Origin of the sequence: Dyadobacter sp. BE31 (assembly GCF_031457695.1) — a bacterium.
Classification (GTDB): domain Bacteria; phylum Bacteroidota; class Bacteroidia; order Cytophagales; family Spirosomataceae; genus Dyadobacter.
Genome location: NZ_JAVDXA010000003.1, coordinates 778,309 through 798,740 on the forward strand (window position 1 = coordinate 778,309; position 20,432 = coordinate 798,740).

Annotated in this window: 22 protein-coding genes; 9 read left to right on the forward strand and 13 right to left on the reverse strand. The window is 50.6% G+C overall.

Translation table 11 applies throughout. The annotated features are described in order from the left end of the window. Position 1: 1 nt before the first annotated feature. Both J2Y43_RS19060 and J2Y43_RS19065 read right to left on the reverse strand, forming a co-directional pair. A complete protein-coding gene (locus J2Y43_RS19060) occupies positions 2–730 on the reverse strand; it encodes a LytTR family DNA-binding domain-containing protein (RefSeq protein ID WP_309985675.1) in 729 nt (242 codons plus the stop codon). A 12-nt stretch (positions 731–742) separates the two neighbouring features. Beyond that, on the reverse strand, positions 743–1,816 hold the full coding sequence (locus J2Y43_RS19065; protein ID WP_309985678.1) for a histidine kinase: 1,074 nt from the start codon (positions 1,814–1,816) through the stop codon (positions 743–745). Between the two features lie 302 nt (positions 1,817–2,118). Here J2Y43_RS19065 and J2Y43_RS19070 point away from each other — a divergent pair, with 302 nt between their 5' ends. After that, positions 2,119–2,718 (forward strand): RNA polymerase sigma factor, encoded by a 600-nt coding sequence (locus tag J2Y43_RS19070; RefSeq protein ID WP_309985681.1) that lies wholly within the window; start codon positions 2,119–2,121, stop codon positions 2,716–2,718. Positions 2,719–2,724: 6 nt separating this feature from the next. On the opposite strand, the gene J2Y43_RS19075 is transcribed toward J2Y43_RS19070, so the two are convergent. From J2Y43_RS19075 to J2Y43_RS19085, 3 genes are read right to left on the reverse strand one after another with little or no spacing between them, the layout of a single operon-like run. After that, positions 2,725–3,522 (reverse strand): LytTR family DNA-binding domain-containing protein, encoded by a 798-nt coding sequence (locus J2Y43_RS19075; RefSeq protein WP_309985685.1) that lies wholly within the window; start codon positions 3,520–3,522, stop codon positions 2,725–2,727. Continuing rightward, positions 3,519–4,598: a histidine kinase gene (locus J2Y43_RS19080; RefSeq protein WP_309985687.1), complete on the reverse strand. Its 1,080-nt coding sequence runs from the start codon at positions 4,596–4,598 to the stop codon at positions 3,519–3,521. The genes J2Y43_RS19075 and J2Y43_RS19080 overlap by 4 nt, the downstream gene beginning before the upstream one ends. Then, the gene (locus J2Y43_RS19085; protein ID WP_309985690.1) at positions 4,595–5,665 is read right to left on the reverse strand and encodes a histidine kinase; all 1,071 of its coding nucleotides are present in this window, start codon (positions 5,663–5,665) and stop codon (positions 4,595–4,597) included. The genes J2Y43_RS19080 and J2Y43_RS19085 overlap by 4 nt, the downstream gene beginning before the upstream one ends. A gap of 338 nt (positions 5,666–6,003) precedes the next feature. On the opposite strand from J2Y43_RS19085, the gene J2Y43_RS19090 reads away from it, so the two are divergent. Further along, positions 6,004–6,435, forward strand: coding sequence for a LytTR family DNA-binding domain-containing protein (locus J2Y43_RS19090; RefSeq protein ID WP_309985692.1), 432 nt, complete (start codon positions 6,004–6,006; stop codon positions 6,433–6,435). A gap of 68 nt (positions 6,436–6,503) precedes the next feature. Here the strand turns inward: J2Y43_RS19090 and J2Y43_RS19095 are convergent, their stop codons facing one another. From J2Y43_RS19095 to J2Y43_RS19105, 3 genes are all read right to left on the reverse strand, one after another. Continuing rightward, positions 6,504–7,493 carry a beta-ketoacyl-ACP synthase III gene (locus J2Y43_RS19095; RefSeq protein ID WP_223407598.1) on the reverse strand — a complete coding sequence of 330 codons (990 nt, stop codon included), beginning with the start codon at positions 7,491–7,493 and terminating at the stop codon, positions 6,504–6,506. 133 nt (positions 7,494–7,626) lie between these two features. After that, complete coding sequence (locus J2Y43_RS19100) at positions 7,627–8,376, reverse strand: OmpA family protein (protein WP_309985695.1); 750 nt, start codon at positions 8,374–8,376, stop codon at positions 7,627–7,629. A 101-nt stretch (positions 8,377–8,477) separates the two neighbouring features. Further along, the gene (locus tag J2Y43_RS19105; protein WP_309985698.1) at positions 8,478–9,470 is read right to left on the reverse strand and encodes a TonB family protein; all 993 of its coding nucleotides are present in this window, start codon (positions 9,468–9,470) and stop codon (positions 8,478–8,480) included. Positions 9,471–9,711: 241 nt separating this feature from the next. On the opposite strand from J2Y43_RS19105, the gene J2Y43_RS19110 reads away from it, so the two are divergent. The 4 genes from J2Y43_RS19110 to J2Y43_RS19125 all read left to right on the forward strand — a co-directional run bounded on the left by J2Y43_RS19110 (position 9,712) and on the right by J2Y43_RS19125 (position 12,834). Beyond that, positions 9,712–10,716: a virulence RhuM family protein gene (locus J2Y43_RS19110; protein WP_309985701.1), complete on the forward strand. Its 1,005-nt coding sequence runs from the start codon at positions 9,712–9,714 to the stop codon at positions 10,714–10,716. A 22-nt stretch (positions 10,717–10,738) separates the two neighbouring features. Further along, entirely contained in the window at positions 10,739–11,341 is a 603-nt protein-coding gene (locus J2Y43_RS19115; protein WP_309985703.1) for a Crp/Fnr family transcriptional regulator, read from the forward strand. Between the two features lie 85 nt (positions 11,342–11,426). Further along, positions 11,427–12,260: a DUF2306 domain-containing protein gene (locus J2Y43_RS19120; protein ID WP_309985706.1), complete on the forward strand. Its 834-nt coding sequence runs from the start codon at positions 11,427–11,429 to the stop codon at positions 12,258–12,260. Positions 12,261–12,348: 88 nt separating this feature from the next. Beyond that, the gene (locus J2Y43_RS19125; protein ID WP_309985709.1) at positions 12,349–12,834 is read left to right on the forward strand and encodes a GNAT family N-acetyltransferase; all 486 of its coding nucleotides are present in this window, start codon (positions 12,349–12,351) and stop codon (positions 12,832–12,834) included. Here J2Y43_RS19125 and J2Y43_RS19130 read toward each other — a convergent pair. Then, positions 12,818–12,967, reverse strand: a complete 150-nt coding sequence (locus J2Y43_RS19130; RefSeq protein WP_309985712.1) for a hypothetical protein — start codon at positions 12,965–12,967, stop codon at positions 12,818–12,820. The genes J2Y43_RS19125 and J2Y43_RS19130 overlap by 17 nt on opposite strands. A 148-nt stretch (positions 12,968–13,115) precedes the next feature. Between J2Y43_RS19130 and J2Y43_RS19135 the strand changes: the two genes are divergently transcribed. Both J2Y43_RS19135 and J2Y43_RS19140 read left to right on the forward strand, forming a co-directional pair. After that, positions 13,116–13,733 (forward strand): FISUMP domain-containing protein, encoded by a 618-nt coding sequence (locus tag J2Y43_RS19135; RefSeq protein ID WP_309985715.1) that lies wholly within the window; start codon positions 13,116–13,118, stop codon positions 13,731–13,733. A gap of 118 nt (positions 13,734–13,851) precedes the next feature. Further along, positions 13,852–14,340, forward strand: coding sequence for an SRPBCC domain-containing protein (locus J2Y43_RS19140; RefSeq protein ID WP_309985717.1), 489 nt, complete (start codon positions 13,852–13,854; stop codon positions 14,338–14,340). Between the two features lie 216 nt (positions 14,341–14,556). Here the strand turns inward: J2Y43_RS19140 and J2Y43_RS19145 are convergent, their stop codons facing one another. After that, positions 14,557–15,048, reverse strand: coding sequence for a DUF6934 family protein (locus J2Y43_RS19145; protein WP_309985728.1), 492 nt, complete (start codon positions 15,046–15,048; stop codon positions 14,557–14,559). Between the two features lie 229 nt (positions 15,049–15,277). Continuing rightward, positions 15,278–16,030: an SDR family oxidoreductase gene (locus J2Y43_RS19150; protein ID WP_309985733.1), complete on the reverse strand. Its 753-nt coding sequence runs from the start codon at positions 16,028–16,030 to the stop codon at positions 15,278–15,280. 102 nt (positions 16,031–16,132) lie between these two features. Here J2Y43_RS19150 and J2Y43_RS19155 point away from each other — a divergent pair, with 102 nt between their 5' ends. Further along, positions 16,133–16,489 carry a helix-turn-helix domain-containing protein gene (locus J2Y43_RS19155; protein ID WP_223407576.1) on the forward strand — a complete coding sequence of 119 codons (357 nt, stop codon included), beginning with the start codon at positions 16,133–16,135 and terminating at the stop codon, positions 16,487–16,489. Here the strand turns inward: J2Y43_RS19155 and J2Y43_RS19160 are convergent. Both J2Y43_RS19160 and J2Y43_RS19165 read right to left on the reverse strand, forming a co-directional pair. Then, positions 16,482–17,111 (reverse strand): response regulator transcription factor, encoded by a 630-nt coding sequence (locus J2Y43_RS19160; protein ID WP_309985747.1) that lies wholly within the window; start codon positions 17,109–17,111, stop codon positions 16,482–16,484. The two genes, J2Y43_RS19155 and J2Y43_RS19160, sit on opposite strands and share 8 nt — an antisense overlap. Continuing rightward, a complete protein-coding gene (locus J2Y43_RS19165) occupies positions 17,108–20,206 on the reverse strand; it encodes an ATP-binding protein (protein WP_310226578.1) in 3,099 nt (1,032 codons plus the stop codon). Before J2Y43_RS19165 ends, J2Y43_RS19160 begins: the two co-directional genes overlap by 4 nt. Positions 20,207–20,432: the final 226 nt, after the last annotated feature.

Consider the following 20,432-nt stretch of genomic DNA (forward strand, 5'->3'; position numbering starts at 1 on the left):
ATTATTGCCATTTAGCCAGCAGTTCCTTAAATGCATCTTTATAAAGATCGCCGACCGGAATATCCACGCTGCCAATATGCACCGCGCTTTTGCTGATGGAATCTACCTTTCCCACGGCCACTATGAACGAGCGGTGAATGCGGATGAATTTGCCGGACGGCAGCTTTTCTTCAATCGCTTTGAGGCTGCTATGCGAAACCACCGGGCTGCCGTTGGCCTGGTGGATTTTGACGTAATCCTTGAATGACTCGATGAAGAGAATGGCGTCGAAATCGATACGTACCAGCTTGTAATCCGATTTGACGAACAGGTAATTTTCACTCGAATCGAGTTCGGGTTCGTTCGAACCTTCACGCAGGTTTTCGAAGTATTTTCTGGCCTTCATGGCCGTCGCCAGGAACTGGTTATAGCCGAATGGTTTGAGCAGATAGCCCAGGGCATCCACCTCATATCCCTGCACGGCAAACTGGTTGTAAGCCGTCGTAAACACGATACGGGTTTTCGTATCCGGCGCCTGGCTGAGCACTTTGGCCAGTTCCATGCCGGTGAGCTCAGGCATTTGAATATCCAGGTAAACCAAATGGATATCCTCCTTCGTGATCACTTCCAGCGCGTCCAGCGCATTGATATACCGGCCGTGCAAATGCAGGAATGGCGTTTGCTCCACAAATGAGCTCACGAGGCCCAATGCGAGCGGTTCGTCGTCGACGGTAATGCAATTCAGGGTCATGGTGGGTTTGGTTTACGTCAGGTTGATGGTCAGGTCTACGGTATAAGTGTTCGCCCGTTCGTCGGTATGGATTTCCAGGCGGTGCTTCCCGGGATACAAAAGGTCGAGACGACGGCGCGTATTGCTCAGGCCGATGCCGCCGCTTTCGGCTCCTGCCACGTTCTGCGCCGGGAAAATATGGTTTTCTACGTGGAGCTTCAATGCACCGTTCGATAGTCCGGCGTGGATACTAATTTCCGATTGCTGCGAAGCATTGATCCCATGTTTGAATGCATTTTCAATGAACGGCAGCAACAACATCGGGGCGATGGGGTAGTCGGGCACCGGCTCGTCGCGGGTGTATTGCACATTGCTGCTGCTCTGTACGCGCAGTTTCATCAGTTCGATGTAGTCGTCGATAAACGCGAACTCGCGGCTGAGCGGGGCCACGTCCTGCTGCGTTTCGTAGAGCAGGTAACGCATCATGCGCGAGAGCGTAAGCGTGGCCTCGCGCGATTCCTCGACGTTGGTGTACGACAACGCGTATATGTTATTGAGTGTATTGAAGAAGAAATGCGGGTTGATCTGGGCCTTCAACAACGCGAGCTCGGAAGTAATGTTCTGCTTCTCCACCGCGTCGCGCAGGCGTGCGTCGGCTTGCCAGCGCTGGATGACGGCCATGCTCGTACTCACACCGATCACCAGAAGTGTGGTCATCAGCAGGATAGCGTCGATGATGTGCCGGGGCTTGGGAGGGCCACCGCGGTGCCTGGGACGGGGCATAATGTGCTCCATATGCCGGCGGATTTCAAGTTGCTGGTCGGCTATTTTGCTGACTGCCAACATGAGTACGACCAATGCGATCACACACAGGATGAATATGAAAATCCTGTTTTTCAGCAGGTAATTCGGGACAAGGTAATGGGAGTTGAAGTAGAACAGCGCTACCAGCAGACCGAAATTCAGGATTTGTTTTACCCAAAATACGGCAGGCAGGCTCACGCCCCACGACAATGGCTGGTAAAATACAAGCACAAAGCCGAGCAAAGCCCATGCAAGCAAATGCATCGCGACCACTACGCCGCCTTTTGTGTTTTCTCTCGTCATTGCCGTAAAAATAGCAGGCAAACCGCGGTATTTAACAATGCCCAAAAGGTGTTTCGACGTATCGCGGTTTTTGCCGGTTAAAGGGCCACTCTTTGGCGACAGGCCGACAAGTCCGCCGGAACGCCTTTTCGCCCGGCCGGTTTATCGGCCAAAATGGCCCATTCAGCTATACTTTCGGGCTCTCCGTCCAAGGGGTTTTTATTCGCGGGTTACATTAATTCTCTTTGTATTGGGAGTCCCCGATGGGAGTCCCGGCAACGACAGGTAGACCCGCAGAATGATCCATTGAAAAGTAAGAAACTATGCTCAAATTCCTGAATAAAATCATTTTCGATCCGAACGACTTCCGCTCGGTGATCGCGGCGTGCATTGCGGGGAACAGTCAGGCTCAGCATATTTTGTTCAAAAAGTACTTCGGTTATGCCAAAAGCATTTGCCTTCGGTATACCTATTCGCCGGAAGAAGCGGAGGAAGTGCTCAATGAAGGGTTTTTCAAGGTCTTCAATAATCTGGAAAGGTATGATCCCGAACAACCTTTCAAGGCGTGGCTGCGGACGGTGATGGTCAACAATGCGATCAGCTATTTCAGAAGGAACAAAAAGCACTATGCTGCCCGCACGGCGTTCGATGAAATCCCCGAGCCGGGCATTGCCGACGACGCGGTTTCCGAAATCACCGCAGGCGAAATCATGCAGCTCATTCACGAATTGAAACCGATCTATAAAACGGTGTTTCTCATGTATGCCGTCGACGGTTACAGCCATAAAGAGATTGCTGCCATGCTGGAAATCAACGAGGCTACCGTGCGCTCGCAATACGCACGTGCGCGGGCGCAGTTGCAGGAAGTGATTACCGTGCATTATCCCGAGCTTGCCGGTCAGTACGCCATGCTTTCGTTCTAAAACCTCCTATTTTCCCATCCAGACCTTGAAATCGTGGGCGCGTTCGCGGCTTACGATCGTTTCCTTGTCGAGTGCCGGGTGCAGCGTCAGCGCCAGCCGGTGATTATAGTATGCCTGCATTTGCGCCACGGCCTGGTGCGTGACAATGAGCGCGCGGTTGACCCGGAAAAAGCGGTCGGGATCGAGAAACTCGTCGAGTTCATCCATTTTGTAGTCCACTACAAATTTCTGTCCCAGGTGATTTTTGAAAAATGTCAGGCCATTGTCAATGTAGAAGTAGGCAATTTCCGACGTTTCGATCGATAGCAGGCGGGCGCCTTGTTTAACGAGGAACCGCTTTCGGTACTCGGGTACAGGCGATTGCAAATGCAGGCTCTTCAAAATAGCTTCCAGGTACAGCTGCGGTGCGGCTGCGGGATTGGCTTTTCCGGGGGCTACAAGGTCGTAATACTTGCGGATCGCGCGTTGGAGATCTTCCTGCTGCACGGGTTTAAGTAAATAATCGATGCTGTTCACTTTGAACGCCTGCAACGCATATTCATCATAGGACGTGGTGAAAATGACGGTACTCTGAATCTGAACACGGTTGAATATCTCAAAACTTTGCCCGTCGGCGAGCTCGATATCCAGAAAGATGATGTCCGGCTCCGGCTGGCCGTTCGCCCGGTTTGCGGTAATCCATTCCACAGTCGCTGCAATGCTGGGCGTAATGCCGCGCACTTCGAACTCCGGTGCAGTTTCTTCCAGTAACTTGGTCAGCTTGCGGACGGCCAGTTTTTCGTCTTCAACAATTAATATATTCATGCATTTGTGGTTTTCGGCGTGATCAACGGCAGGGTAACTTTGAAGAACTGATCCCCGTCGTCGATCATGGGCGTACGCTCGGAAAGCAGTTCGTATTTAGCCATAATGTTGGCCAACCCAAGACGCGTCGACTTCACCGGCGTCGATTTGATCAGCCGGTTATTACTGATTTCGAGCAGGTCTTCGCCCACAGAGCGGATTGATACCCGCAAGGGGTTGGTTTCCAGGATGCTATTGTGCTTGACGGCGTTTTCGAGTAGCAGCTGCAAGGTTAGCGGCGGTATTTTTTTATCCAAATCCCCATCATTGACTTCGATTACCAGGTCGAAACCGATGTCGTACCGCGTGCGCAGCAGGTGGTAATAGGAGCTGATGAAGCGGATTTCGGCCGAAAGCGTCGTCAATTCATTCTGGTTGGTTTGAAGCAGATAGCGGTAAACCTTAGCCATTTCATCCACAAACTGCTCGGCCCGCCTGGGTTCGTCGGCGATCAGCGCGGAAAGGGTATTGAGGCTGTTGAACAAAAAATGCGGGTTAACCTGGCTTTTCAAGCTCTGCAACTGTCCCTGCATACCCGCGCGCCGGAGCGCTTCCTTATTAATTTGCAAGGTTTTCCATTTATTTAATGAGTAATTGATTTCATAAAGGCCCGTCAGCAGAAGCACCGCCACGAACTCGAAAATATAGACATTCACCATCATTCGGGCGTCGAGCTGCGCTTCGAAAGGCCTGAAATGCATGATAAAAACCATATAGGACGTCACAAAAACGAACGTCAGAATCCAGAATGCAAGGGCTGTGAGAGCGCTCCGTTTGACCGACGAATCAAACGAAGGGTATTTCATGGCAATGTACCGCGCTGCCCAGTCGTGCGGAACGAATGCGAGGATCGTCATGAGGAAGATCATCAGTGTGCCGCCTGCGAAGTTGTACATGCTCGCCAGATAGGGCTCGCCGATGAGCAGATAGCTGATCGTAGGCACAAACCAGGGCACGAGCAATGCGAAAATCCACCTGCCGAAAAGGCTCAGCCATATCTGCCGGCCGATTCCGTTGTAAATGAAGGTCGGGGTCATGTGAATATCAGAGGCAGGATGATAGCAAATTCGTGGTCGTCTTCTTTCAGCTGAACCGCTCCGGCGCGGTTGAACAAGAATTTGTACCGGTTGATCAGCACGTGTATCCCTGGCGTATCGGGGGGCATCGTGAGCATTTTCGGCTGGCGGTTGTGCCGGAATTCCAGCTGGCCGGTTTCGGTGGTGGCAATGCTGATGTGCAGCGGGCGTGCAGAAGACACCATATTGTAATGAATGGCGTGGTCGATCAGTATCTGAAACGTGAGCGGCACCATTTGCCCGCTTAGGAACACCTCCTTCAAGTCGAGCGTAATGCTGATCCCGTTTTCGAACCGTGTTTCGAGGAGGTAAATGTAAGATTTGATAAAACGCAGCTCCGAGTCGAGCGTCACCAGAATATCCTCTTTGTCGGGGCCGTTCACACTCAGTTGGTAGCGATACACTTTCGACATTTCATCCACGAATTTCTCCGCAGTACCCGGCGCGTCGGTGATTAGTACCGAGAGCGAATTGAGGCAATTGAAAAGAAAATGAGGGTTAACCTGCTGCTTGACCGCTTCCAGTTCGGTTTGCAGCTGCTTTTCCTGCATTTGCTCCACCTCGTTCTGGTTGGTCCGCCATTGCCGGAACGCATAGGCAAGCTCGGTCAGCCCCGCCGCTATGAGCGAGCCGCTCAGTATAAAGAAGCTCACGCGCAGCGCCCAGAAGAGATCAAAACCAGCACCAATGAGCCCGATTTGGTGATACGCCGGCAATGCAACCCAGAAGAACGCCACATTCACCACACCATAAACACCGAACCACAGGGCCACGCGGTAAATGGACTGATCCATGTCCGGGAGGAGGCTGGTTACCTTCGGTGAAAGTGCGACATCGATGCGGTAAGCAGCCCATATCAAGAACATATTGATGGCACTGCCGGCTAGAAATAGCCGTGAATCTGAAAAATAGCGCTCCTGCCAAAGTCCCAGGCCGGCCAGCAAAGTCACCCCGGCCAATACCAGCACCGACGTGGTCACACCGACCGGCTTGCGGCCGATTTTTGCCAGATAGCTTTCAAGGATCATTTGCACGCATTTTCATTTCATGCAAAAATAAAGCGGGGGCAATCCAATCGGAAACGGGGAGGGATTAACCGTCGTATTTATGGCCCAAATCGTCGCAAAACATTGCCTAATCTGATTTAAGCCATTAAAAGGCATTGGTAAATGAGCAAATGGCAGTTTCAGTTTACCCGGCGATTTAGCGTATTCATGAGGTAAAAGTTACAATTCAACCGGGTCGCTGTTTGCCAGGGGCTGTTCTTGTACCACATTTGTATCACAACAAGGCCAAGCATCTGTTAGCCATAAAAGTCCATCAAATTTTAGCCATGAAAGTAAATAACCAATTGCCAGATCAATCCATGAAAAATCACTCTGTCCTTTCACCCATGCCAAACCTGTCCGTCATGTCTTCGGGCGGCGGTCCGTCGGGCGGCGCTCCGTCGGGCGGCGCCGGCGAAATCAAGAACGTCCCTACGATTACTGTTTACAAGTTCGGGAAAGCGATCTCCGTTAAATCCAGCGATATTACTTGCCTGGAAGGTGTCGGAAACTACACATTTGTGTACACCCGGCATGAAAAGCACCTGGTTTCGAAATGTCTGAAAGAAGTACAGGATGAGCTTAGCAGCGATTTTTTACGTATTCACAAATCATACAGCATCAATGCCCGCCACATCGCATCCCGCTGGCCTGACTACATTCACCTCAGCTGCGGTAAGGTGATCCCCATCGCGCGCCGCCGCATCCGCGAGACGCATGAGATATTGGGAAGAATGGCGCTTTCGGCGTAACAGATTGATTTATGCAGATAATTCACCGTCAGGATTGATGAATGTTCATCAATCCTGACGGTTTTTTCTTAATAGGCCCATTTTACATAAGCCGAAGCCCAGGTAAAACCGGCGCCGAAAGCCGAGAAAATCAGGTTATCGCCTTTTTTGAGTTGCTTCTCGTAGTCCCACAAGCAAAGTGGAATGGTAGCGGCGGTGGTATTTCCGTAGTGGGCGATGTTCATCATCACTTTGTCCATTCCCACACCCATGCGGTTGGCCGTTGCTTCGATAATGCGGCGGTTGGCCTGGTGCGGAACCAGCCACGCCACATCGTCGTGGGTCAGGTGGTTTCTTTCCATCATTTCCGCCGAAACGTCGGCCATATTCCGGACGGCCGATTTGAAAACCTGCTGGCCATCCTGGTGCAGGTAATGCATGCGGGCGTCCACGGTTTCATGCGATGCAGGGAATCTGCTGCCGCCTCCGCGTTGTACCAGGTTGTTGTAACCCACGCCATCGGCGCGGATCAGCGTGTCGATCACCCCGTAGCCTTCCGTGTTCGGTTCGAGCAGCACTGCGCCGGCCCCGTCACCGAACAGAATGCAGGTGCGGCGATCGGTGTAGTCCATCACGGCCGACATTTTGTCGGTTCCTACGACCACTACTTTTTTATATTTGCCGGTTTCAATGAACTGCGCACCGAGTTCGAGGCCGTAAATGAAGCCCGAGCAAGCAGCATTCACATCGAAACTACCGATGTTGCGGATGCCCAGCTGGTCGCAGATGAGGTTGGCGGTACTCGGGAAAACGAAATCGGGGGTAATGGTGGCGCAAATGAGGAGGTCTATTTCAGCGGGATCTGTGTTGGTTTTTTCGAGGAGGCCCTTCACTGCGCGGGCTCCCATGTGCGAGCTTCCGAGTCCGGGTTCTTTCAGGATGCGGCGTTCTTTAATGCCGGTCCTGCTCACGATCCATTCGTCGCTGGTATCAACGAGTGTCTCCAATTCGGCATTTGTGAGAATATAGTCGGGTACATATCCTTCGATGCCTGAAATGGAGGCTTTTACTTGTTTCATATTCGATTCTAATACTGGTAAATTTCGCTGTTTGGGGATTCTTATGCCCTAGACAACAAATATGCATCACAAAAGTGCGCATTTCTCCACCATTCAGTGGATTTTTTGGGAAGTTAATTTGAAAAGAAAAATTCTAAGGGACAATGCGTATTTCGACACGTCTGTTGAGCCTGCGGTTCGCTTCGCAATCGTTCGGCGCAACGGGCAGCCCGCTGCCGAAGGCCCTTCCGCGAATGCGGCCCATCTCGATACGCTTCGATAGCAGGAACTTTTTGACTTCATCCACGCGGTCGTAGGAAAGCAGGAGATTTTTCCGCGGATCACCCACATCGTCGGTATGCCCTGAAAGCTCGATCCGTGGCACGGTGTTCCTTACAAGGTAGTCGGCCAGGATTTCCAGCTCCTGATTGCTCTCCGGCAGCATCGACGGCTCGCTCTGGGTAAACAGCAGTACCGTTTCGATTTCCTCTTTCAAATCCAGCTCCGATAATATTAAAGGCTCCTTTTTGCAGGAATCAGTATTTTCTAACGGCGTTAAATAAAAAATCTTCGTTGGGCGAAGGGTGCGGGCCGCTATGATTTCCGAATAGGTTTCATACCCATTGGCGTGGATCGAGATAACGCCCATATCCTTGGCCGACATTTTAAACTGGTAAACGCCGTCTTCAAAAATTGGAACAACGAGGTCTTCGGGGCGCTGCCCCACCACCATGATCGTCGCCTCTATGGGCCGCAAGGTGTGCTTGTCGAGCACGCGTACGCTAATGCGGGTGCGCTGGGGGATAATTTTTTGCTGGTTCGAGACCTCGTCGGCCTGTTGCTGTCCGTGCGCTGCAAAAGCCGCTGCTACCGACATGAGTAGGATGATTGTAAAAGTTTTCATTCAAGCTCCGGTTAGGTTGAACAATCGTGTTTTACAAGCAGGAAGGTATTTTTATAAATATATAAAGGTTATTTATAGTTAATGCGATGCCGGGCATTTTTTTAGGGTAATACTTTAAAGTTGGGGCGCAATGGAACGTACAGGGGTGCCGGACTGGCGCCGTAGCCATATACCGACAGTTTTGTCTGCGGCGGCTCGTGCGCCGACAAGTTGACTTTTCGGTTCCGAAACAGTTTTTCGAGCTCATCTTTGATCAGGAAGGGGGCCTTCCATGGTTCCAGTTTCATTTTCCTGCTGAAAAGCCTCGGCACTTCCTCCTTGACTTTCAGCGGCAGCTTGTCCAGTTCCGGGTCGAACTGAATGCTGATGGTGTACCAAACGGCGATGGGTTTACCGTCTTTTTGAGCGGGCGTCCATTTAGGCATAATGCGTATAAGCCGCAGCGCTTCATCGTCCAGTTCAATGCCGGGGCTTTTGATGATCCGTCCGCTGCTGATATTACCGTCCTCATCAATCAGGAAAGAAACCTGTACAGGTCCCTGTACACCCGATTGGAGTGCTTCTTGCGGGTATTTCAGGTTGTTGGCAAGAAATTTCGTTAATCCCCTGAAATACGGCCAGCGGTCGAGCCGCAGGGAAGAGCCGGTTTCATATGCCTGGTTTGTCTCCACCTCCTTCTTTGAAAATTTGGATGGACCTTTCATGCGCATGGCCAGCACCTGCGGCCTCATTTTTAACGCAATGAGATATTCAGTCGTCGATTTGACAATGGGGATTTGCCGTAATTCATAATCAGGATGCTGGATAATGAGTGTCCCGTTCAGGGGCGCATCGGCAATTTCGAAGCAGCCTGTCAGGTTGGTGACCGTACCGCGCTCGGATCCTGCGATCAGGATGGCCACGTTCGCAATGGGGCGGGCGGATTCGTCGGTAATTTTACCGGTAATCCGGGTGGTTTGAAAAAAAGCTGCCCGGATGTCCAGGCTGTCGGAAACCGGTCGTGCAGCCGCTGCCGTAACCGAAGCTGCGGCAACGGCGAGCATCGCCAGGGAGATGTATAGGGGAAACAGCGGGAGAGGTATTCTTTGCAGCATGAGTTTCCAGGTGTTTGAAATGGCCGATATTCACTCAACTATACCTTTTTTCCATAAACGATTGTATTTCAAATATAGGATACGCAATTAGCAGCAGAATGTGTAATTTTTTCGAAAAAAATCGACGGTCTACGAGTTGGCCGGTGGATCATCGGAATGGGTATATTTTGGAAAAACATTTTACATTCGGCCGATCAGTAAGTAAATCATCCGTCAACAACACTATTCACGCACGCTGTCTATGGAAAATCTACAAGCGGACATCATGTTTTACAGTTCACCCGCCGGGAATGTTAGGGTGGAGGTTATTTTTAACAATGAGACATTCTGGCTGAACCAGAAGCGATTGGCGGAGCTATTTGGGGTGGAGGTAAATACGATCAACTATCATTTAAAGGAAATTTACAAATCCGGAGAACTGGAAGAGCACGCAACTATTCGAAAAATTCGAATAGTTCAAAAGGAAGGCAACCGGGATGTGGCGCGTGAAGTCGATTTCTACAATTTGGATGCCGCCATTGCAGTAGGTTACCGTGTCAACAGCTTTCAGGCGACGCAGTTTCGTATCTGGGCAACCAGGACTTTAAAAGAGTTTATTATCAAAGGTTTTGTGCTCGATGATGAACGTCTGAAGCAAGGGAAAAGATTCGGGAAAGACTACTTCGACGAATTGCTCGACCGGATCCGTGAAATCAGGGCAAGCGAGCGGCGGTTCTATCTTAAAATCACCGATATTTTCGAACAATGCAGTATCGACTATGTGAAGGATTCGCCGGATACTCAAAAATTCTTCAAGATCGTTCAGAATAAGCTGCATTACGCCATTTCCGGAAAAACAGCCGCGGCTATTATTGCCGAACGGGCAAACGCAGAAAAGCCGAATATGGGTTTGCAAACTTTCAAAAATGCTCCTCATGGTAAGATCCAGAGAGTGGATATTGGAATAGCTAAGAACTATCTTATTGAAAAGGAGATAAAGGAATTGGAACGTATCGTTTCGATGTACCTGGATTATGCGGAAAATCAGGCGGCCAGGCAAATCCCGATGAAAATGGCTGACTGGGCGGGTAAGCTGGACGCTTTTTTGCAGTTTAATGAGTACGAAATCCTGAAAGACGCGGGTAAGGTCAGTCATGAAGTGGCCATTCGGCTCGCGGAAGAGCAATTTGAGAAATTTCGCGTGGAGCAGGACAAAAATTTTGAAAGCGACTTTGATAGAGAGCTGAAAAAGTGGAAGTTGACGTAGCGTTTCCGAAACTCAAACAGCCATGGAACATTACTACACAACGCTTTTCGAATACATTTCCCGCATGATTGCATTGCCTGAGGCTGACCAGCAATCGGTGCGCAAGTCGTTTAAGCCGGTGTTTGTGCCGAAGGATACCGTGATAGAAAAAGCGGGTGAAGTGCCTAGGTATCATAATTTTATAGTGTCGGGGTTTATGCGGAATTTTCATTGGGATGCGGATGGCAATGAGATCACCACGGATTTGAACGACGGCCCGCGGTTTTTTACGTCCTACTTCCATTTCATGAACCGGACGGTTTCGAACGAGAACCTGCATTGCGTTACGGATTGTGAACTGTTGCGGATCAGCCGGGATGATGTTGACGTTACCGCGGCGCGGAGCTTTACGCAGAAGGACTATACGATCCGCATTTTGCAGGAGCATTTGCAAAAAGACAAGGACCGGATCAACGACATGGCTAATCTGACGGCAGAGGCGCGTTATGCGAAGTTCGTGAGGGCAAATCCTAACATTATACGGCATGTGCCCCTCAAATACATAGCTTCCTACCTGGGCATCACCCAGCGGCACCTCAGCCGGTTGCGGAGCGATGGATCTGCCGATACTTCCACACCAAAATAGAACCGTTTATCCGCATTGGACATTTGTCTAACGCCGCACGGCATGACCGGCTTTAAGTTTACCCAGAACTTAAATCTCCGACATCATGACCGAACCAGTTTCCATTCCTTCCATTCATGTTCATTACCGTGCTCGAAAACTGCTGAATATGGCCGTCACGACGTGGTTTGTGGTCACTATCATTGGCCAATGGACGTTTGGCGGCTACATTATCGCTTTCTATGGCAAAAGCACAGCCTCCGGCGACCTGGCAAAATGGAATGAGGTGCTGCCTCATGGCTACGTAAAGGGCGATTGGGCGGGTAACCTCGTTGTGGGCGTGCATGTTTTGTTGGCGGCGGTCCTGGTGTTGGGCGGACCATTGCAGCTGCTGCCATTTGTCCGACGCAGCGCGCCGTTGTTTCACCGCTGGTTGGGGCGCCTTTACGTTGTCACGGCCATCATTGTCGCCACGGGCGGTCTGGTGATGGTATGGACGCGCGGTGCGGTCGGCGATCGTGTGCAGCATGTGAGCATCAGCATTCAGACGATCTACATTGTTCTTTTTGCCTGGCTCGCGTGGCGTTGCGCACGTACGGGGCGGTTTGATCAGCACCGTAAATGGGGGTTGCGACTATTTATGGTGGTAAGCGGCGTATGGTTTTTCAGGATTGGGCTGATGTGCTGGCTGGTGCTGAACGGTGGCCCGGCAGGCTTTGATCCCCGGACATTCAGCGGGCCTTTTCTCACCGCGCTTGCAGTATTGGTGTATGCTCTGCCGGTGTCGCTCGGAATGCTTGAATTGTATTTTTACGTGCAAAAAACGAGGAAACATGGAGCGATAACGGCTGTTGCGCTACTGATATTGATTGTGACCGCATTGATGGCTGTCGGCATTTTTGGGGCGATAGCGGGCATGTGGCTGCCGAGGATCGGGTAGGGGCTGTTCCCAATAATAATCCCTAATCTGTATCTGTTCATATTGATCATATTTTGTGAGCTTTGCCGGAAATGCAGTCACATTTGTCATGAATGAACCGATTAAATTGATTATTGCCGGGAGCGAAGCACATTTCGAAGACGGAAAGAAGCTGTTTCGCGAGTATGCCGCCTCATTGCCGATTGACCTCGCTTTCCAGCGGTTCGAGGAAGAACTCGATACGGTACGGGAGCAATATGGTCCACCTTCGGGCGGGCTGATGCTCGCGTATGCGGGTGAGCGTGCGGTGGGTTGCGCGGGTGTGCGAAGCAAAGGTGCCGGGATCGCCGAGTTGAAGCGGATGTATGTCCAACCCGATTTTCGCGGGCATAAGTTGGGGAAATTGTTGCTGGAACAGTCCGTTGCAATCGCAAAAGATTTGGGGTATGAAAAACTCCGGCTCGATACGCTCGCCAGTATGACGGGCGCGCGCAGGTTGTACGAGTCGTTTGGATTTGAGGTCATACCGGCCTATTACGTCAACCCGCATGCCGATGCCATTTACATGGAAAAGGTGCTTAGCGATAGCGTTTGACGAGTAGTGATAATGGCCAGAAGATGGCGGTAACGAGCGCCTTGTTCCAGTTCGGGCGTTCCGGGTTTTCCCGCCATGCCTTCACGCAGTACCAGGTCAGAATGAACAGGGAAATGATCAATGCGCCGGCCATAGTTTTGAGGTTTGATGATAATATGTTGTAAATTAATATATTATCTCATCTTGATTACAAAATTCGTACCGGCGGTAAACTGGACCCTACGGAAGGGTTTATTCCTGATATTCGTTAAATTTAGGAAGACTCTAAAACGTACTGCGCCATGCCAAACAAACTTTTGACCCTGATCCTTCTGAACGTTTGCATTCAAGGAATGAGTACCGCGGCAAAATGCCAGACGCGCGAAACAATATCCGATGCTGACGGAAATACCTATTCCGTAAAGGTCATGCCCGATGGAAACCAGTGGCTGACGCAGGATTTGAACGTGCGGGTGGACAGCTCCTGGTGCTTTGCGGACGATCCCGCCAATTGCAAAATCTATGGACGTTTGTATACCTATGCCTCGGCAGCGGAGGCCTGCGGGATGCTGGGCAATGGATGGCGTTTATCCTCGCGCAAGGATTGGGAAGGTTTGTCCGACCATTATGGAGGCGCCAGCAATAAGTCGAAAGACGGGGGCAAAACAGCCTACAAAGCACTGCAAACGGGAGGTGAATCGGGTTTCAATGCTACGCTGGGAGGGAATCGCGAACTGGAAGGAGGAAAATATGCCCGGCTGAACAAGCATGGATTCTACTGGACAAACACGGAAATCGATGCGCTGACTGCCTGGAATTTCAATTTCGGAGCCGGAGGTAAAGCATTGCATTGCCAGGACGGTATGGAAAAGCGCGAGGGTGCCTCGGTCCGCTGCATCAGAACGATGGCAAAGCACTGATTTCTGTCCGGATTCCCCCGTGATAATGTCCGTTTCACACCGTCTTGGATGGAAATAGAGGCTGTAAATTTGTGTGGTTCATTGAAAATCAGCAATCAACACTTAAAAACATCAGATTATGTCAGCACAAGATTTCAGCGCAACGATCCTCGTGGATCAGTCACCGGAAGCGGTATTCGAAGCAGTGACCAATGTTCGCGGATGGTGGTCCGAAGAAATTGAAGGAAACACAGCAGCCCTGAACGATGAATTCCGATACCATTATGAAGACGTACACCGCTGCCATGCCCGCCTGGTAGAAGTTGTTCCAGCCGAAAAGGTAGTATGGCACATTCTGGACAACTATTTCAAATTTACCGAAGATGAAAAGGAATGGACCGGTACGCAGGTGGTATTCGAGATTACCCGCACAGGCAACCAGACGCAGCTGCGTATGACCCACCAGGGCCTCGTTCCGGAGTTCGAATGCTTCAATATCTGCCGCGACGCATGGAGCTTTTACATCAAAGACAGCCTTTACAACCTGATCACCACCGGCACCGGCAAGCCGAATGCCACCGGCAAACCTCAGACGGAGAACGAGAAGACGATTGTGGCTGCGGAATGATGGCTGATTATCGCGAGCTTAAAAAGGCGTTACCTAGCGGGCTTGGGGTATTTTTCCAGAGTGTTTGCCATGCGTAACGTCTTCGTGACGATGCTGTCCGTTTTTTGTTCGGCATTTTGAGCATCTTCGCGGCTTTTGCGGAGAGAAGTACCTTTGGATACGGATTTTGTTGCGGTTGATGACATAAATCCAGCGTATTAGATTCAAATTTATCGATTATTTCAGTGACAACAAAAAGGCATCGAAGTTGATACCCGGTTGGAGTTCAATGAATCCGACGTCCTTGTCTCTGATGAGCCCATAGATTTGCAGATTTTCAGGGATCAGGTGACGATGCCGCGTAATTTCCCGTTGATACAATCGGGTTCTGGCCGGCGTACTCCCTTCCGCGTATAATGAAGCCGTAGGGTTGGCTTCGAGGAAATCCAGCGATATGCTGGCTATCGTCGCGAGTATTTGTTGAAAATCGCCATTTTTGAGTTCGACGACGTCATCAACGGTGTGTTTTTCCGAATTCCAGACGCCAAATCCTAAATTGTAGTAAACATCTGTGTAATCTTTCGGACGCGTAATAAAAACTCTTAGCTGGAAATCTCCGTTTTTACCCGAGCTGAAAAATCTGCAAGCGTATGCCACATCAAGAAATGTAAGGTATGCTTCGTAGTCGGAAGTTCCAAGTTGTTGAATTTGATATTTAGGAAGGGTCATACAGTTATCGCTACCTGTAAAAAGCCAATACGTTTGAGTTTGGCCAAGGGTTGATAACCAATATTTAGATGATTTCGTGGCTATTCCAAATTGTAAGGCAAACCGATTTTCAAACGGCAGATTAATTTTCCTACGGAGGCGCCAGCACAAGGCTGGCCCCTTTTTTTCAATACATTATTTCTCGAAAATCACTTTTGGGCTGTCTGCTGTTTCCGTTTCACAAACTGTTTCAAAACGGATAATGCCGCATTCCGCCGTCAACCACCACCGCCGCGCCGGTGACGTAACGCGCACGCGAGGAAACGAGAAACACGGCCATATCGGCCATATCCTGCGGATGGCCAAAATCACCTAGTGGGATTTCCGTTTCAGCAAATGCCTTACGCTCGTCGTCGGAAAAATAGGGGCGGATGTTGGCGGTGTCTATCAGCCCGGGTTGCAGGGTATTGACCCGGATGTTATACTGCCCCACCTGTGCCGCCAGTTGCTTCGACCATACCGCCATACTGGCTTTGGCTACGGCCGATACATTGATACTTCGTAGTTCATAGGTGCTCGTCAGGTTCAGAATAGCACCTTGCCGCCGCCCGATCATATGGGGAAGCAGCTCCTGTGTGAGCTGACGCGGCCGGTCGAAATCCAGGGCCATCGAATCATCCCAGGGCTGTTCGGGGCCTGTGATAGCTACCGGGCGGCTTTGTCCGGCGTTGTTGATGAGGATATCCACTTCTCCCAACGCCGCCATCGCAGCTTGTGCAATGCGCTGCGGGCCATCCGGTGCGGTAAAATCCTGTGCGAAGACAACCGGTACAATGCCCGTCTCGGCAGCTACTTCCTCCCTGAGGTGGCTCAGAAGCTCTTCATTCCGGGCGGTGGCAAATACGCGCACGCCTTCTCTGGCCAGCTCCCTCACAATGGCCCGGCCGATTCCCTGGCTGGCCCCGGTTACAACGGCTGTTTTTCCTTTTAAATGCAAATCCATGACTTATTTCGAATGTGTTAAAACTGGTTGCAAACGTAGCCGGAAGCATTTAATTTTGGATGCTATACAACCAATTGTGGGGTACTAACAAAAGTGTAAGTAATGGGCGCCAGAAAACAGAATTCGACCTATACCAGCAATGAGAAATACATTGTCGAATGCGACCTTACCTATGCCGTCAACAAGATCGGAGGTAGGTGGAAGATTTTGATTATCAGTAAACTGGAAAAGGGGAAGATGCGGTTCGGAGAACTGAAAAAGGAATTTCCCTATATCACCGAGCGGATGCTGACGCTGCAATTGCGCGCGCTCGAACAGGACGGGCTGGTCAAGCGCACGGTATATGCGGAGGTGCCGCCCCGCGTAGAGTATGAGCTCACGGAAATGGCAGCGGCATTTGGTCCGATTTTCCAGCAGCTCAGCGAATGGGGCGGAAAGCACCGGAAGCTAGTCAATTGAGTTTGTAAGCCTCAGCCAGCTGTACGAGCGCTTTTCGGTCGGCGATATTCAGCTTTTCGAAAATGCGCCGCCGGAATGTGCTCACAGAGGTGTATTGAAGCTGCATCAGCTCGCTGATTTGCGTAATGGTGTAATCCTGAATGATGTATATCGCTACCTGAAACTCACGGGGCGTCAGTTCGTCGAACGGGTTCGATGCCTTGCGGTTCAGGGTGTCGTTCACGATGGCGTCGGCCAGATCGGCGCTCATATATTTCTTTCCCGAGATCACCACATCCACAGCCTTGATCAGTTCCTCGGGCGAAGCATCCTTCTCGATATAGCCGTGCGCACCCATTTGCAGGGCCCTTTTGCCAAAAACCACTTCGTTGTTCATGGAAACGATCAGGACTCGCGTGTCGGGATGAAAATTTCTGATCCAATGCAGGATCGTGCTGATATCCGTGTCAGGCATGTTCAAATCGAGCAGCACAAGGTCGTAGATGTCGGCTTTAAGCCGGTTCATCATCGACTGGCCGTCCCAGCTTTCGTCGATTTCCGCGTCGGTGAAGTGGTTGGTAAGTGCAACTTTAAGCCCGTAACGAACCAGCGAATGGTCGTCGGCAATCAAAATCTTTTTCATAACGTAGTAAAATCGGTCGGAGCAATGTCCTCCAAAATAGCGTCTGTTGTGTTAGCTTGGCCTGGTAAAAGACCGGAAATCGTTACAGTTGTTCCCTGCCCGACAATGCTGTTTACTTCCAGCTTGCATTCAAGGCGCGCCACGAAATCGATGATGATCTGATAGCCGAGACGGCCGCTTTGTTCGATCCCCGCTGTCGTGAGCACATTTTCGATGCGCCGGTTAATTTTGCTCAGGTCGGCCGGGGACATACCGCGCCCGTTATCCGAAATCGAAAGCCTCAGGTGTTTTTCATCGAGCCTGTTCAATTCTACTCTGATGTGCCCGCCGGTTGTGTATTTGTTGGAATTGTCTATCAGGTTGCGGATTACGGCTTTCAGGATCTCACGGTTCGTAAAAAGCTCCCAGCCGCCCGGATTAACGAATTCCAGGGTATTGTTTTTCAATAAAAGCATTTCTTTGAAAAACTCCCTCAGCTCATCGGCCAGGCCATCGAACGGGAACGGGCGCTTGCTGAGGAAGAAACCTTCCTGCTGCGATTTAGTCCAAAGATTGATCTCCTTCACAAATGCATGGATATTCGTAGCCGCCTTTTTAATTTCCGCAGTTCCGTTCTTCACGTCTTCGAAGCGCTCTTTTTCCAGCGCCGCCGTCACGTGATCCGACAGCAGGTTCAGAAAATGCAGCGGCGATTGCAGATCGTGCGCGAGGAGCAGGGTAATCTTCTCTTTCAGCCGGTTACTGTATTCGAGCTGGCGGGTGCGCTCGCGAACCTGGGCTTCCAGCTGTTTTTTTCGTTGGGTCAGATAATGGTAACGCAGCTTTACTACCACATAAAAGGAAAACGCCAGCACGCAAAGCGCGAAAAGCAGCGCGTACCACGTTTGGTACCAGAATGGGTCCACCGTTAAATTCTTGACGAGCACATTCACATTATTGTACCCAAAACCCGCCTTTTTACGCACTTGCAGGGTGTAATTGCCGTAACTCAACCGGTTGAGGGTGATGGTCAGGTTGCTGTTCACCGGGTACCATTCATCATCGAGTCCTTTAATATTGTATTCCAGATATTGATTCTCGGGCAGCCCGAAGTAAGGGGAGGCGAGAGTGACCTCAATGCGATTGAAAGAAGGCGGCAGCCGCAGCGCCGTACTGAACGGCTGTTGCTCGCCGTCGACAACAAACTTATCGATCAATATCCGTGAATTGGGAAGAATGTCGACGATGCTGTCCGGATACACCTGCACCAGCCCTTCCATGGACGGAAACGAGAATTTTCCATCGGGGAACACCACAGAAGAGGGGTCGCAGCCGCCATTGAACTCGTTGTTGGTAAAGCCGTTGCTTTTATCATAATAATAGTAAAATACGCTACTGGCTTTGCCGTCGAGGTAATCGTACAGGTCTTGGGTTTTACATTTGAAAAGCCCATGATTGGTAGTCATCCACATGAAGCCCTTTTTATCTTCCAGGAAGGTGTGGACGGCTAGCAGGTGGCCGTTACGGTCGAGCGGAAGGGCGGTGGCTTTGCCATTGCGGACGGCGTAGAAGCCCTGGCCATAAGTTCCGGCCCAGAGTGTTTGCCTTTTATCCAGGTAATAGGCCCTGACTTCCCGGCCTGCCATTTCGGGGACCTCCCGGGAGGTAGCGTTTTCTACATTCGTCAGAAACAAACCTTTGCCGTCGGAAGTCCAGAATTCCGTATTGTTTACAGGGTGAAAGGTTTGCACTTTCTTGGCCAAATTGAGCCAACGGACCGAGTCTCCGATGACTTTTCCCAGTTTTCCGGCTGCCAGATTAACCCAGATACTGCCGTCGGCTGTCTGTGCGAATTTCCCGAAAGGGCTTTCTATAAAAACACTACGGATCCATTTGAGATCGGGATCGCGCTGTTCCAGATATTTGGGCACTCTGTGCATCCATACATTGCCATTCCTGTCGACCAGGATACCGGTCCTTGAATACAGCGGAAAGGGGTCGCCCGTGATGATGCCCGTGGGAAGGATTGCCCCGTGATCGGTGAGGAGGCCAGTGTTTTTGTACAAATGCTGACTGTAAAAATTGTTGTTCGTCCCCGGAATGCGCACAGTTTGAAACTGTTTCTTTCTGAAAATGTACACGCCGTTGGTGAGCGTGCCCACTACGTGAATGCCCGATTCCGGGATGTTGAGATAGCAGGCAGTACCGCCGATATCCCCTGTTTTCAGAACAGGTTTGCATAGAAGTTCTCTGCCGCCTTTGGCAGGATCGGCTGCCGCAGGCGCCCCTGCGGCAGCCGATCCTGCAATCAGTTCATAAAAGGTATTGATGTTACGCAAGAAAAGGCGGTTGCCTTGTTGGTACAAATGCGTATCCTTCCCAAATTTTGCAATACCGCCGCCCATTATTCTGGGAAGTGCCGTGTACTCTCGTCCGGTGGAATCGATACAAAGGATGTGCCCATTCGGCTCGACAATATACATGCGGTTATTCAGGAGACCTGCCTTGTCGAAAAAGAGTGCGGGGTAATCGAATATTTTTCTAAAAACCACCTTCTTTTGACTCAGGTAGAATAAATGGCCCTCGCCAATGCTCAGAAACCCGTCGCCGAGGCGCCCGATCTGATAATATTTCCAGTCGGTTGCAAAAGTGCCGAATAGCGATTGTAGGGCCTGCCGGTCTGCCGGTCTCAGGTTTTGGATGACGTCAAACTGGTTTTTTTGCGACCGCAAAACTACCGCCCGGTTCCGTAGGCGCTGGTTAAGAACATAAGGCCTGTTGTTTTCATCAAATGAAATGACTTTAAAACCCGTGTCCTTGAAATAAACGGAACTATCGCCCGTAAGTCCCAGGTCAATAATGCGGTTGGTGGTTAGCTGAGGTGTGTTGCTTAGGTTATACGTTGCAAAATGTGTTCCGTCAAACCGCACCAGGCCGCCCTGGGTGGTCATCCAGATGAAACCGTTCTTGTCTTTCCGGAGCAGCATCACGCTGTTTTGCGGCAGGCCGTTGTCGCTGGTGTAATGCTGAGTCGTGAAATCGGCGATATCTTGTCCCGGCGCAGGCAGCACGGCCATGAGGGAGATGAGAAGGGTTATGATCTTCGCAAATTTCATAGCCGGGTCAACTGAAAGTACCGTCATTAAACGACAAAGTGGAGTCGGATTAAAGGATGCAATAATAGCTTAGATTTGCAATAAATTCTATCTGTTGTACAAACATTTCTAGCCGACAGGCCTGTTATCAAAGCTTCAACTTATTGAGCGGTTTTCGTTACTTTTAACGTATGGCACACAACGTGGTTGCCAGGTATCACCCGAAACTGTATGAAACCATGAGCCT

Excerpts from the sequence above, each read along its gene's own strand:
- J2Y43_RS19060 (WP_309985675.1), bottom strand. The coding sequence starts at position 730 with ATGACCCTGAATTGCATTACCGTCGACGACGAACCGCTCGCATTGGGC.
- J2Y43_RS19065 (WP_309985678.1), bottom strand. The coding sequence starts at position 1,816 with ATGACGAGAGAAAACACAAAAGGCGGCGTAGTGGTCGCGATGCATTTG.
- J2Y43_RS19070 (WP_309985681.1), top strand. The coding sequence starts at position 2,119 with ATGCTCAAATTCCTGAATAAAATCATTTTCGATCCGAACGACTTCCGC.
- J2Y43_RS19075 (WP_309985685.1), bottom strand. The coding sequence starts at position 3,522 with ATGAATATATTAATTGTTGAAGACGAAAAACTGGCCGTCCGCAAGCTG.
- J2Y43_RS19080 (WP_309985687.1), bottom strand. The coding sequence starts at position 4,598 with ATGACCCCGACCTTCATTTACAACGGAATCGGCCGGCAGATATGGCTG.
- J2Y43_RS19085 (WP_309985690.1), bottom strand. The coding sequence starts at position 5,665 with ATGATCCTTGAAAGCTATCTGGCAAAAATCGGCCGCAAGCCGGTCGGT.
- J2Y43_RS19090 (WP_309985692.1), top strand. The coding sequence starts at position 6,004 with ATGAAAAATCACTCTGTCCTTTCACCCATGCCAAACCTGTCCGTCATG.
- J2Y43_RS19095 (WP_223407598.1), bottom strand. The coding sequence starts at position 7,493 with ATGAAACAAGTAAAAGCCTCCATTTCAGGCATCGAAGGATATGTACCC.
- J2Y43_RS19100 (WP_309985695.1), bottom strand. The coding sequence starts at position 8,376 with ATGAAAACTTTTACAATCATCCTACTCATGTCGGTAGCAGCGGCTTTT.
- J2Y43_RS19105 (WP_309985698.1), bottom strand. The coding sequence starts at position 9,470 with ATGCTGCAAAGAATACCTCTCCCGCTGTTTCCCCTATACATCTCCCTG.
- J2Y43_RS19110 (WP_309985701.1), top strand. The coding sequence starts at position 9,712 with ATGGAAAATCTACAAGCGGACATCATGTTTTACAGTTCACCCGCCGGG.
- J2Y43_RS19115 (WP_309985703.1), top strand. The coding sequence starts at position 10,739 with ATGGAACATTACTACACAACGCTTTTCGAATACATTTCCCGCATGATT.
- J2Y43_RS19120 (WP_309985706.1), top strand. The coding sequence starts at position 11,427 with ATGACCGAACCAGTTTCCATTCCTTCCATTCATGTTCATTACCGTGCT.
- J2Y43_RS19125 (WP_309985709.1), top strand. The coding sequence starts at position 12,349 with ATGAATGAACCGATTAAATTGATTATTGCCGGGAGCGAAGCACATTTC.
- J2Y43_RS19130 (WP_309985712.1), bottom strand. The coding sequence starts at position 12,967 with ATGGCCGGCGCATTGATCATTTCCCTGTTCATTCTGACCTGGTACTGC.
- J2Y43_RS19135 (WP_309985715.1), top strand. The coding sequence starts at position 13,116 with ATGCCAAACAAACTTTTGACCCTGATCCTTCTGAACGTTTGCATTCAA.
- J2Y43_RS19140 (WP_309985717.1), top strand. The coding sequence starts at position 13,852 with ATGTCAGCACAAGATTTCAGCGCAACGATCCTCGTGGATCAGTCACCG.
- J2Y43_RS19145 (WP_309985728.1), bottom strand. The coding sequence starts at position 15,048 with ATGACCCTTCCTAAATATCAAATTCAACAACTTGGAACTTCCGACTAC.
- J2Y43_RS19150 (WP_309985733.1), bottom strand. The coding sequence starts at position 16,030 with ATGGATTTGCATTTAAAAGGAAAAACAGCCGTTGTAACCGGGGCCAGC.
- J2Y43_RS19155 (WP_223407576.1), top strand. The coding sequence starts at position 16,133 with ATGGGCGCCAGAAAACAGAATTCGACCTATACCAGCAATGAGAAATAC.
- J2Y43_RS19160 (WP_309985747.1), bottom strand. The coding sequence starts at position 17,111 with ATGAAAAAGATTTTGATTGCCGACGACCATTCGCTGGTTCGTTACGGG.
- J2Y43_RS19165 (WP_310226578.1), bottom strand. The coding sequence starts at position 20,206 with ATGAAATTTGCGAAGATCATAACCCTTCTCATCTCCCTCATGGCCGTG.